This window comes from Actinophytocola sp. (genome assembly GCF_049647105.1).
Lineage (GTDB): Bacteria > Actinomycetota > Actinomycetes > Mycobacteriales > Pseudonocardiaceae > Actinophytocola.
This window is the reverse complement of record NZ_JBARWZ010000318.1, coordinates 1-11,957: the sequence shown is the minus strand read 5'-3', so window position 1 is coordinate 11,957 and position 11,957 is coordinate 1. Positions and strand designations below refer to the sequence as shown.

The 11,957-nt window shown below is 69.4% G+C and carries 11 protein-coding genes; all 11 read left to right on the top strand.

Going from position 1 to position 11,957, the window contains the following annotated elements; translation table 11 throughout:
- Positions 1-484 precede the first annotated feature (484 nt).
- A complete protein-coding gene (locus tag WBA97_RS39350; protein ID WP_424236236.1) occupies positions 485-1,270 on the top strand; it encodes a DeoR/GlpR family DNA-binding transcription regulator in 786 nt (261 codons plus the stop codon).
- Positions 1,267-2,340: a galactose-1-phosphate uridylyltransferase gene (galT, locus tag WBA97_RS39345; protein WP_424236235.1), complete on the top strand. Its 1,074-nt coding sequence runs from the start codon at positions 1,267-1,269 to the stop codon at positions 2,338-2,340. The genes WBA97_RS39350 and galT overlap by 4 nt, the downstream gene beginning before the upstream one ends.
- A 270-nt stretch (positions 2,341-2,610) precedes the next feature.
- Positions 2,611-3,057 carry an NAD(P)H-dependent oxidoreductase subunit E gene (locus WBA97_RS39340; RefSeq protein WP_424236233.1) on the top strand — a complete coding sequence of 149 codons (447 nt, stop codon included), beginning with the start codon at positions 2,611-2,613 and terminating at the stop codon, positions 3,055-3,057.
- Complete coding sequence (locus WBA97_RS39335; protein ID WP_424236232.1) at positions 3,054-4,631, top strand: formate dehydrogenase beta subunit; 1,578 nt, start codon at positions 3,054-3,056, stop codon at positions 4,629-4,631. The genes WBA97_RS39340 and WBA97_RS39335 overlap by 4 nt, the downstream gene beginning before the upstream one ends.
- A gap of 70 nt (positions 4,632-4,701) precedes the next feature.
- Positions 4,702-7,512, top strand: a complete 2,811-nt coding sequence (gene fdhF, locus WBA97_RS39330) for a formate dehydrogenase subunit alpha (RefSeq protein WP_424236230.1) — start codon at positions 4,702-4,704, stop codon at positions 7,510-7,512.
- Entirely contained in the window at positions 7,509-7,730 is a 222-nt protein-coding gene (locus WBA97_RS39325) for a formate dehydrogenase subunit delta (RefSeq protein WP_424236228.1), read from the top strand. The genes fdhF and WBA97_RS39325 overlap by 4 nt, the downstream gene beginning before the upstream one ends.
- Positions 7,731-7,798: 68 nt before the next feature.
- Positions 7,799-8,299, top strand: a complete 501-nt coding sequence (locus WBA97_RS39320) for a YbaB/EbfC family nucleoid-associated protein (RefSeq protein WP_424236226.1) — start codon at positions 7,799-7,801, stop codon at positions 8,297-8,299.
- A 5-nt stretch (positions 8,300-8,304) separates the two neighbouring features.
- Complete coding sequence (locus WBA97_RS39315) at positions 8,305-8,616, top strand: type VII secretion target (protein ID WP_424236225.1); 312 nt, start codon at positions 8,305-8,307, stop codon at positions 8,614-8,616.
- Positions 8,613-10,085, top strand: coding sequence for a hypothetical protein (locus tag WBA97_RS39310; protein WP_424236223.1), 1,473 nt, complete (start codon positions 8,613-8,615; stop codon positions 10,083-10,085). Before WBA97_RS39315 ends, WBA97_RS39310 begins: the two co-directional genes overlap by 4 nt.
- An 81-nt stretch (positions 10,086-10,166) precedes the next feature.
- Entirely contained in the window at positions 10,167-11,864 is a 1,698-nt protein-coding gene (locus tag WBA97_RS39305) for a formate--tetrahydrofolate ligase (protein WP_424236222.1), read from the top strand.
- A partial coding sequence (locus tag WBA97_RS39300) for a cyclodeaminase/cyclohydrolase family protein (protein WP_424236266.1) occupies positions 11,861-11,957 on the top strand: 97 nt, incomplete at its 3' end. The genes WBA97_RS39305 and WBA97_RS39300, both read left to right, overlap by 4 nt.

The window sequence follows — 11,957 nt, the reverse complement described above, 5'->3', positions numbered from 1 at the left end:
CGGTGGTCCTTTCGTGACCTACCCTGTTCACCTCGTGGATACCTGACTTACGCTCCGTAGACGTCCGATCTCTGAGCGCTCTTGCCGCCCGGCAGCCTGCGACGATATGGTCTGGACCATTGCCGAACGCTGCCGCCTGGGCCAGGTGGCCGGCTTCGGTCCCGGTGTTCACCGCACACCGGGACCGGCCGGTGCGGTGGAGGACGTGGTCACCACCCTCGTCCTTCACCGCGTCCGGCTGGGACCTGCGGTGTTCCCCTTCCCCACGCGTGCGCACATATGTCAACATGGACGACGCACCGGGTCGAAGAAACATCGGATCAACAGGCGCTCAGCCGGCATCAGCACGAGGATTGCCCCAGGAAGCGACCGATACGGTCGACAGAACGGGGTATGCGATGCTGGCGTCTGGGCCTGTGCGAATGAGTCGGTTTATGGTTGGATCGGCGACCGACTCGGGGTGCCCTACCAAGGGGGAGAGGCAATGCTGGCAGCGGAGAGGCAAGCCCGGATCGTCGAGGAGATCCACAGACGGGGCGCGGTCCGGGTCATCGAGTTCGCGCAGATGCTCGGCGTCTCCGACATGACGATCCGCAGGGACCTGGACGCGCTCGCACAGCAGGGGTTGCTGGACAAGGTGCACGGCGGCGCGACCCGGTCGCGGGCGGCCAGTACCGAGGAGCCCGGCTTCGAGGCGAAGTCGCTGCGTCAGCAACCGGAGAAGGAGGCCATCGCCCGCGCCGCGGTCGAATTGGTCTCCCCCGGCACCGCGGTGGGACTGTCCGCAGGCACCACGACATGGGCGCTAGCGCACGCGCTGCGCGCGGTCGACGGGCTCACGATCGTCACGAACTCCATGCGGATCGCGGACGTCCTGCACGCACCGCCGCGCACGGACCAGAACGTGGTCGTGGTCGGCGGTGTCCGCACACCATCGGACGCGCTGGTCGGCCCGATCGCGGTGTCCGCGCTCGCGCAACTGCACCTGGACATCGTGTTCCTCGGCGTGCACGGCATGGCGGAGACGGCCGGTTTCACCACACCGAACCTCCTTGAGGCGGACACCGACCGCGCGCTGGTCGCGGCGGGGCGCAGGCTCGTGGTGCTCGCCGACCACACCAAGTGGGGCACGGTCGGACTGTCCACGATCGCCCGGCTCGCCGACGCCGACGTCGTGATCTCCGACGACGGCCTGCCCGGCGACGGCAGAGAGGCACTGGCCGAGCACGTCGACGACCTGCGCATCGTCAGCGTCGAGGCGTCGTCGTGAAGCGCACCACGGCGGAGCTGGCCGACGGCCGCGAGATCATCTACTTCGACCACGACGACTCACCGGCGCGGGAGCTCCACGATCCGCGCAAGCTCGACCCGGTGTCGACCGCATCGCAGATGCGGCACGACCCGGTGCTCGACGAGTGGGTGATCCTGGCCGCGCACCGGCAAAGCCGCACCTACCATCCCCCGGCCAACAGCTGTCCACTGTGTCCGTCCACATCGGAGCGACACACGGAGATCCCGTCGCCGGACTACGACGTGGTGGTGTTCGAGAACCGCTTCCCGTCGCTGTCCATGCATGCCGTCGGTGACGCGGGCCCGAGCCTGCCACCGCTGGTCGGCTCGCGGTCCGGTGTCGGCCGGTGCGAGGTCGTGTGCTTCACGAGCGACCACGACGCGGCGTTCGCGACACTGAGGCCCGAACACGCCAGGCTCGTCGTGGACACGTGGGCGGACCGGACCAGCGCGCTGGCCGGACTGCCCGGCGTGGAACAGGTGTTCCCGTTCGAGAACCGCGGCGAGGCGATCGGCGTGACGCTCGCTCACCCGCACGGGCAGATCTACGCGTACCCGTTCGTGACGCCCAAGAGTCGCCAGATGCTGGGCAACGCCGCTTCGTACGCGGCGAGGACGGGCCGCAACCTGTTCGCGGACGTCCTTACGGGAGAACGGGATTCGGGCGCCAGGGTGGTGGTGACGTCCGCGCACTGGACCGCGTTCGTGCCCGCGGCCGCCCGCTGGCCGGTGGAGGTGCACGTGTACCCCCACCGCCGCGTACCCGACATCCCGTCCCTGACCGACGCCGAACGCGACGACTTCGCCGTGCTGTACCTGGACGTGCTGCGCAGGCTCGACGGCTTGTACGCCCAGCCACTGCCCTACGTCGCGGCGTGGCACCAGGCGCCGGTGTCGGACCCGCTGCGCGAACACGCGTACCTGCACCTGCAGGTGTCGTCGATCCAGCGCGCCGCCGACAAGCTGAAGTACCTGGCGGGGTCGGAGACCGGCATGGGCGCCTTCATCACCGACGTCCTGCCGGAGGATGTCGCGTCCCGGTTGCGATAGTCCGCCTCCCCGGGATCAAAAGTGTTCCGCCCCAGCGCAGGCGCCGGACATCGAAGTGGTTGGTGGCTGAGTGCCGCCACGTTCCCCTGAGGTCACTGTTGGTCAGGCCCAGACCCTCGCCCAAGGAGCCATGGGACATGCCGGCGCTCCCGTCATAAGCAAGATCTCTCATTGGATAACCGACAGTGCTTTGACCTGCGGCGGAAGGGTTGAGAGAGTCGGGTCATGAAACCCGGCGCAACGACGGGCGGGTCTCCTCTTGAACGACACGTGCGATCGGCAGTGGCCGCGCACCGTGCCGACCGGGGAGCGCTTCTGCCGATCCTGCACGACCTCCAGGCCGAGTTCGGCTACGTCGACCCGGCCGCGGTGCCGATCCTGGCCGAGGAGCTGAACCTCTCGCGTGCGGAGGTCCACGGCGTGATCAGCTTCTACCACGATTTCCGCACGTCAGCCCCCGCGGGCACGCACGTGCGCATCTGCCGCGCGGAGGCCTGCCAGGCCGCGGGCGCCGACGAACTGGTCGAGCACGCCAGGGCCAGACTGGGCACCGGCATCGGCGAGACCTCGCCGGACCGCACGGCCTCGCTCGACCAGGTCTTCTGCTTCGGCAACTGCGCGCTCGGCCCGACCGTGGAGATCAACGGCAGGATCGCGGGGCGCGTGTCGCCGCGACGATTCGACGCACTTCTTGATCGGACAGTGCATACAGTATGAGCAACGTCACCCGAGTCTTCGTGCCCCGCGACTCCGCCGCCGTCTCCGTCGGCGCGGACGAGGTCGCGGTCGCCGTCGCGACCTCCGCCGCGGCCGCCGGTCGCGAGATCGAGTTGGTACGCAACGGCTCCCGCGGTCTGCTGTGGCTGGAACCGCTGGTCGAGGTCGAGACCGAGCGCGGCCGCGTCGCCTACGGCCCGGTCGCCGCCGAGGAGGTCGACGACCTGGTCAGGGCGGGCCTGCTCGACGGCGCCGACACCGGCCACAGCCTGGGCCTGACCGACGAGCACGAGTGGCTGCGCCGGCAGAGGCGCGTCACCTTCGCCCGCGTCGGCGTCATCGATCCGTTGTCCGCCAACGACTACGAGGCGCACGGCGGCATGCGCGGCCTGCGCGCCGCCCTGGAGAAGACCCCGGAGCAGGTCGTCGAGGAGGTCACCGAGTCCGGTCTGCGTGGCCGCGGCGGCGCGGGCTTCCCGGCCGGCATCAAGTGGAAGACCGTGCTCGGCGCGCAGGCGGACGTGAAGTTCGTCTGCTGCAACGCCGACGAGGGCGACTCCGGCACGTTCGCCGACCGCATGCTCATGGAGGGCGACCCGTTCACCCTCATCGAGGGCATGACGATCGCCGCCCACGCCACCGGCGCGACCGAGGGCTACATCTACGTCCGCTCCGAGTACCCGGACGCGGTCGCCACGCTGCGCCGCGCGATCGACATCGCGTATGCCCGCGACTGGCTCGGCGCGTCGGTCCTCGGCAGCGGCCTGACGTTCGACCTCCACGTGCGGGTCGGCGCGGGTGCCTATATCTGCGGCGAGGAAACCTCGATGCTGGACAGCCTCGAGGGCAAGCGCGGCATGGTCCGCGCCAAGCCGCCGATCCCCGCGCTGGAGGGCCTGTTCGGCCGCCCCACCGTGGTGAACAACGTGCTCACGCTCGGCTCGGTGCCGATGATCCTCGCCGACGGCGCGGACGCCTACCAGGGCTTCGGCGTCGGCCGGTCCCGCGGCACACAGGTGTTCCAGCTCGGCGGCAACATCGCGCGTGGCGGCGTGGTGGAGCTGCCGTTCGGCGTCACGCTCGGCGAGCTGGTCAACGGCTACGGCGGCGGCACCCGCACCGGGCGCCCGATCCGCGCGGTACAGGTCGGCGGGCCGCTCGGCGCGTACCTGCCGGTGGAGCGGTTCGACCTGAGGATGGACTACGAGGAGTTCGCCTCGGCGGGCGCGATGGTGGGCCACGGCGGCATCGTGGTGTTCGACGAGACCGTCGACATGGCGAAGATGGCCCGGTTCGCGATGGAGTTCTGCGCCGAGGAGTCGTGCGGCAAGTGCACCCCGTGCCGCGTCGGCGCGGTCCGCGGCCGCGAGACCATCGACAAGATCATGGCGGGCACGGACGTCGAGAAGAACCTCGTGCTGCTCGACGACCTGTGCGAGCTGATGACCGACGGCTCGCTGTGCGCGATGGGCGGGCTGACCCCCATGCCCGTGCGCAGCGCCATCAAGCACTTCCCCGGCGATTTCCACCAGAGCACGCCGCTGCCCATGCCCACGTTCGGAGTCCCGTCATGAACGAGCTTGCGAGTGAATCAATGTCACATGGCGACCGCGAGCGGCTCCCCGGAGCCTGCGAGGGGAAGTCATGAGTCTGCTCAAAGAACCTGACCTCGGCACCCCGGCACGCACGGGAGAGGCCACGGTCGACGTCGAGGTCGACGGCCTGTCGGTCAAGGTCCCCGATGGCACCTCGGTGATGCGCGCCGCCGCGCTCGCTGGCGTGGACGTGCCCAAGCTGTGCGCCACGGACTCCTTGGAGGCGTTCGGTTCCTGCCGGCTGTGCCTCGTCGAGATCGACGGCGTGAAGGGCACGCCAGCCTCCTGCACCACGCCGGTGCGGCCGGGCATGACCGTGAAGACGCAGACGCCGAGGCTCGACAGGCTGCGGCGGGGCGTCATGGAGCTGTACATCTCCGACCATCCGCTCGACTGCCTCACCTGTTCGGCCAACGGTGACTGCGAACTGCAGGACATGGCGGGCGTCACCGGGCTGCGCGAGGTGCGCTACGGCGTCGGCGACGGCGAGAACCACCTCGACGCGCCGACCGACAGCTCGAACCCGTACTTCGACTTCGACGCCAGCAAGTGCATCGCCTGCTCGCGCTGTGTGCGTGCCTGCGACGAGGTGCAGGGCACGTTCGCGCTGACGATCGAGGGCCGCGGCTTCGAGTCGAAGGTCGCCACCGGCGGCCAGGACTTCCTCAGCTCCGAGTGCGTGTCCTGCGGCGCGTGCGTGCAGGCGTGCCCGACGGCCACGCTCGAGGAGAAGTCCGTCGTGGACCTCGGCATGCCGAACCGCACGGTCCTCACCACGTGCGCGTACTGCGGTGTCGGCTGCTCGTTCAAGGCCGAGCTGAAGGGCGACGAGCTGGTCAGGATGGTGCCGTACAAGGACGGTGGCGCCAACGAGGGCCACTCCTGCGTGAAGGGCCGCTTCGCGTTCGGCTACGCGACACACCCGGACCGGCAGATGAGCCCGATGGTGCGCGACAGGATCACCGACCCGTGGCGCGAGGTCTCCTGGGAGGAGGCCATCCAGACGGTGGCGACGAAGATGCGTGACATCCAGTCGCGGCACGGCGTCGGCTCGATCGGCGGCATCACCTCCTCCCGCTGCACCAACGAAGAGGTGTACGTGGTGCAGAAGATGATCCGCGCCGCGTTCGGCAACAACAACGTCGACACGTGCGCACGGGTCTGCCACTCCCCCACCGGGTACGGCCTCAAGCAGACGTTCGGCACGTCGGCGGGCACACAGGACTTCAAGTCCGTCGACGCCTCCGACGTGATCATGGTGATCGGCGCCAACCCGACCGACGCGCACCCGGTGTTCGCGTCGCGGATGAAGCAGCGGCTGCGCAGGGGCGCCAAGCTGATCGTCCTCGATCCCCGGCGCATCGACCTGGTCCGCTCGCCGCACATCCAGGCCGAGTACCACCTGAAGCTGGCGCCCGGCACCAACGTCGCGATCATCAACTCGTTCGCACACGTCGTCGTCACGGAAGGTCTGGCGGCCGACGACTTCATCGCGGAGCGCTGCGAGGACTTCGACGAGTGGGCGTCGTTCATCGCGCGGCCGGAGAACTCGCCGGAGGCCCTTGAGGAGATCACCGGCGTGCCGGCGGCCGAGGTGCGCGAGGCGGCGCGGCTGTACGCGACCGGGGGCAACGCCGCGATCTACTACGGCCTCGGCGTGACCGAGCACAGTCAGGGCTCCACGATGGTCATGGGCATGGCGAACCTCGCGATGGCCACCGGCAACATCGGCCGCGACGGTGTCGGCGTGAACCCGTTGCGCGGTCAGAACAACGTGCAGGGCAGCTGCGACATGGGCTCGTTCCCGCACGAGCTGCCCGGCTACCGGCACGTGTCCGACGAGAGCGTGCGGGACATCTACTCGCAGCTGTGGGGCACGCCGATCCTGCCGGAGCCGGGGCTGCGGATCCCGAACATGTTCGACGCAGCCATCGACGGCACGTTCAAGGCGCTTTTCGTGCAGGGCGAGGACATCGCGCAGTCCGACCCGAACACCAAGCACGTGTTCGCGGCGCTCGAGTCGCTCGAACTCTGCGTCGTGCAGGACCTTTTCCTGAACGAGACGTCGAAGTTCGCGCACGTGTTCCTGCCGGGCACGTCGTTCCTGGAGAAGGACGGCACGTTCACCAACGCGGAGCGGCGGATCAACCGGGTGCGCCCGGTGATGAAGCCGAAGACCGGCAAGCACGAGTGGGAGATCGTCGACGAGATCGCCCAGGCCATGGGTTACCCGATGCACTACGACTCGACGAGCCAGATCATGGATGAGATCGCGTTGACGACGCCGACGTTCGCCGGGGTGTCGTTCGACCTGCTGGACAAGGTCGGCAGCGTGCAGTGGCCGTGCAACGCGGATGCCCCGCTCGGCACGCCGATCATGCACGAGAGCGAGTTCGTGCGCGGCAAGGGCCGGTTCATGCCGACCAACTACGTGCCGACGAAGGAACGCAGCACCCGGAAGTTCCCGCTGATCCTGACCACCGGCCGGATCCTGTCGCAGTACAACGTCGGCGCACAGACCCGGCGCACCGCGAACGTGACGTGGCACCCGGAGGACACCCTGGAGATCCACCCGCACGACGCGGAGGTCCGCGGCATCAACGACGGCGACCGGGTGACGCTCGCGTCCCGGGTCGGCCAGACGTCGTTGCACGCACGCATCTCGGACCGCATGCCGGTCGGCGTCGTGTACACGACGTTCCACCACCCGGTGACGGGCGCGAACGTGGTGACCACGGAACACTCCGACTGGGCGACGAACTGCCCGGAGTACAAGGTGACGGCCGTGCAGGTCGGCCTGAAGGCAGTGCCCGCCTCCTCGGCGCAGGCGCGGGTAGCGGTCCCGGTGGCGGGCTCATGAGCGGCGGCCAGGCACCGGACGTGCGGTTGGCGAACGAGATCGCGATCCAGTTCGCCCACCTCCCGTTCGACGACGGGGCGGCACGGGTGGCCAGGCACATGCACGACTTCTGGGAGCCAAGGATGCTCCGTGCACTGCTGGCCCACATAGCCGAGGGCGGCGACGACCTCGATCCGCTCGCGGCCGCGGCCGCGGCACAACTCCGCCAGCCGACCTGAAGGCAAACGGCCACGCACGGTGAGGAGCCGGACTATCCTTCCTGGTAGAGCAGAGGAGGGGGCTTCTCATGACCGACCCACACGCGATAGTCGACGACCTGGACCGCCGCACACAGGAGCTGTTGCAGCGCGCCGAGCAGACGAAATCGGACATCGCCAAGGTCACGGGCGTGGCCACGAGCGAAGACGGGGTAGCGACGGCGACCGTGAGCGCCACCGGCGCCCTGCTGGCCGTGTCGTTCGGCCGCGCCGCCGACAAGCTGCCCAAGGAACGCCTCGCCGAGGCCGTGATGGCGGCCGCCCGCAAGGCCCAGGCCACCGCTGCCCGCCAGGTCACCGACCTGATGACCCCGCTGATCGGCAACGACAGCGACGCCATGCGCATGCTCAGGGAACAGCTCCCCAAGCTCGAGGAGCCCTCGCCTGCCCAGCAGAAACACCGCCCGGTCGCGGTCTACAACGAGGAACGCGAGAATCCGCGGCAGCCGCCCCGTCCCCCACGGTCGGCCCCGGCCGCCGACGATCACGACTACGACCAGCGCACCGTGCTCAAGAAGGGGCGGAGGTGACGAGCGTGACCGACTCGATCGACCTCACCCCGGCCGAACTCAGGAAGCAGGCGGCGGACCTCCGCGAGTTCGCCGAGGACCTCAAGGAGGCCAACACCTCCGCCGCGGGCCGTGACCTGTACGCCTACGGCGTCATCGGCCTGGCCTGGTCGTCCGCCATGGACGAGCGATTCGCGGCCGCGGACCAGTTCACCGGCGACGCGGCACACGCCGCCGAGCGCGTGGCCGCCCAACTGGACGCGATGGCCACGGACTACGAGACCAAAGAGCACGACAGCGCCGCCAGCATGCAGCAGATCAGCGGGGACCTGTCATGACCGACAACCCGCTGATCGCCGACAACCGGCCGGAGAGCGGCTCCGGTCCTGTGAGTATGGACAATCTCGGCTTCCGCAACATGGTCAGCCCGGACGCGCTCGAAGGCGCCGGACCGATGTCCGGCTTCGTGAGCGCCGTGCAGAACATGGAACGAGGTGACTTGGCCGGTGCCTGGACCGACATCGGTGGCATCGGGTTCGACGCACTCGGGATCATCGAGAACCCGATGCGGGTGTTCCTCGGAGCCGGGATCGGGTGGCTGATCGAGCACTTCGGTATCCTCAACGAAATCCTGTCCGTCATGGCTGGCGATCCGACCCAGGTGGCCGACCACGCGCAGACCTGGACCAACATTGGCGACCACATCAACAGCCGGGTGCGAGACCTCCAGGCCTCTGTCGCCAAGCTGTCCGCCGCGTCCTCCGCCGTCGACGGGTACCGGGTCGCCGTCAACGACTTCGCGCGGGCCGTCGTCCTGAGCGGAGACGCCGCCTACCGTGCCGCCGACGGCACTAACACCGCCGCGACCGTCGTCGCGACCACCCGGTCCGTCATCCGTGACTGGTTCGCCGACTGGGCGGCTGGCCGCGTGATGAGGTGGTTCGGGATAGGCCCGCTGACCCCGGTCACCTTCGGTGGCGCCCAGGCCGCCTTCATCGCCGACTCCGTGGTGTCCGGCGCGCGAATGGCCACCCGCGCCACCAAGGAGCTGCGCAAACTCGTCAAGCACCTCGAAGACCTGGCAGCAACCGCGAAGGCGGGCAACCGCTCTCTCACCGACGCGGCCGCGGCGTTGCGGAAAGCCGCAGACGGCACGACAGGCGCGACCACGAAGGCAGCCAGGCTCCTGGGCGTCAAGTCACCGGGGGTCCCTCGCGACGGCGCGCTGCTCAACAGCATGGAGAACCTCGGCAAGACCGCGAGCAAGCACGTCGACGGGATGGACGACGCCATGGGTGACGCCGCGGCGGCAGCGGCACGGCGTGCGGAGACCGGGGCGAAGATCGGCAGCAGGAAAGCGCCGCCCAAGGGACGGGTCACGGAGGCCGCCCACGCGAGCGCGAAACGCGCGCAGAACCTCGCGGACAGCAGGGTCGCCACGCACTCCAGGAAGCTGTCCGAAGTCGACGACGCTGCCCGCGGAATCGCCCAGCGGATCGCCGACGACACGGCCACCGCCATCAAGGAGAGGCTGGGCGAACTCGGGGAGAAGGCGGCGGGCCTCGCCGCGCAGACGACGAAGGAAGCGATCATCCAGACCTCCAACGAGGACATGCGGGCCGAAAACGCCCAGAAGGGCTACCTCGAACAGAATGCGACGAGCGAAGTCGACGAGCGGCCGGTCAGGAGACCCAGTGAGCTGGACGTCGACGAGAACGTGCTGCCAGGAGAGCCACTGACCGCCGGCCCGGCGCCCCAGCCGGTGCGGCAGGAGACCTGGCAGGTGCGGGGCACGCTCGATCCGTGACCGGATGGCCGGGTCCGACCCGCCGCCGTGGACGCTGGTTGACTGGGGTGCATCGACCACCGGTGACCCCGAGGAGTGTCCATGGCCTTCCCGTCCGATCTGGAGATCGCGCGTGGCGCGAAGCTCAAGCCCATCGACGACATCGCCGCCGACATGGGGTTGCCGCCGCATCTGCTGGAGCCCTACGGGCGTGACGTGATGAAGGTCGGGCTCGGGGCGATCGACGAGCTCAAAGACGCGCCGCGGGCCAAGTACGTGCTGGTCAGCGCCATTACGCCGACACCGCTGGGTGAGGGCAAGACAACCACGACCGTCGGGCTCGGGCAGGGGTTCAAGCACGTCGGGAAGCAGGCGACCGTCGCGGTGCGGCAGCCGTCGATGGGGCCCACGCTGGGTATCAAGGGCGGCGCGGCCGGTGGCGGGTACAGCCAGGTGGTGCCGATGGAGCTGCTGAACCTGCACCTCACCGGCGACATGCACGCCGTCACGGCCGCGCACAACCTGCTCGCCGCGATGGTCGACAACCATCTCCACCAGGGCAATCCCCTGGACCTCGACGTCGGGGAGATCACCTGGCGCCGCGTGCTCGACATGAACGACCGGGCGCTGCGCAACATCGTGATCGGGCTCGGGGCGAAGGCCGACGGTGTCACCCGCCAGACCGGGTTCGACATCACCGCCGCGTCCGAGGTGATGGCCGCGCTCGCGCTCACCACCGGGCTGGACGACCTCCGCGCCCGTATGGGCCGGATCGTCGTCGGGTACACCCGCGACGGGGAGCCGGTCACCGCGGAGCAGTTGGACACCGCGGGGGCGATGACCGTGCTGCTGCGTGAGGCGATCAAGCCGAACATCATGCAGACCGTGGAGAACACACCCGTCCTCGTCCACTGTGGACCGTTCGGGAACATCGCCACCGGCAACTCGTCCGTCGTCGCCGACCTGATCGGGCTGCGCACCGGCGACTACCTCATCACCGAGGCCGGGTTCGGCGCCGACATGGGTGCGGAGCGGTTCTTCAACATCAAGTGCCGGGTGTCCGGCGAGGCCCCCGACGCGGCGGTGCTGGTCGCGACCGTGCGTGCGCTCAAGGCCCACTCCGGCAAGTTCAAGATCGTCGCGGGCAGGCCGCTGCCCGAGGACCTGCTCAAGGAGAACCCCGACGACGTGCACGCGGGCGCGGCGAACCTGCGCAAGCAGCTCGAGAACCTTCGCATGCACGGCGTCTCGCCGGTCGTCGCGATCAACGCGTTCCCCGGCGACTTCGACTCCGAGCACGCCGTGATCCGGGAGATCGCCGAGGAGATGGGCGCCCGCGTCGCCGTCAGCACCCACTTCTCCGACGGCGGCGCCGGTGCGGTCGAGCTGGCCGAGGCGGTCGCCGAGGCCGCCGAGGAACCCAGCGAGTTCCAGCTGCTGTACCCGTCGTCGGCGCCGCTGCGGGAGAAGATCGAGACGATCGCGACGAAGGTGTACGGCGCGGACGGCGTCTCCTACTCGCCCGCCGCACGCAGGCAGCTGGATCGCTTCGAGCGCAACGGTTTCGGCGAGCTGCCGGTGTGCATGGCGAAGACCCACCTTTCGATCTCGTCTGACCCGAAGCTGCTCGGCGCACCCACCGGGTGGACGCTGCCGGTCCGCGAGGTACGTGCGTCGGTCGGCGCCGGGTTCGTCTACCCGATCTGCGGCGACATGCGGACCATGCCCGGCCTCGGCTCGTCCCCTGCCGCGACCCGGATCGACTTCGACGACAACGGCGAGATCGTCGGCCTGTCGTGAAGTCCTTCCTGGACGCGGTCGCCGCCCGCACGGCGGCACCCGGCGGCGGGGCGGTGGCGGCGACGACCGCCGCCTCGGCCGCCGCGTTGGTGG

Excerpts from the sequence above, each read along its gene's own strand:
- WBA97_RS39335 (WP_424236232.1), top strand. The coding sequence starts at position 3,054 with ATGAGCAACGTCACCCGAGTCTTCGTGCCCCGCGACTCCGCCGCCGTC.
- fdhF (WP_424236230.1), top strand. The coding sequence starts at position 4,702 with ATGAGTCTGCTCAAAGAACCTGACCTCGGCACCCCGGCACGCACGGGA.
- WBA97_RS39320 (WP_424236226.1), top strand. The coding sequence starts at position 7,799 with ATGACCGACCCACACGCGATAGTCGACGACCTGGACCGCCGCACACAG.
- WBA97_RS39305 (WP_424236222.1), top strand. The coding sequence starts at position 10,167 with ATGGCCTTCCCGTCCGATCTGGAGATCGCGCGTGGCGCGAAGCTCAAG.
- WBA97_RS39350 (WP_424236236.1), top strand. The coding sequence starts at position 485 with ATGCTGGCAGCGGAGAGGCAAGCCCGGATCGTCGAGGAGATCCACAGA.
- WBA97_RS39310 (WP_424236223.1), top strand. The coding sequence starts at position 8,613 with ATGACCGACAACCCGCTGATCGCCGACAACCGGCCGGAGAGCGGCTCC.
- WBA97_RS39325 (WP_424236228.1), top strand. The coding sequence starts at position 7,509 with ATGAGCGGCGGCCAGGCACCGGACGTGCGGTTGGCGAACGAGATCGCG.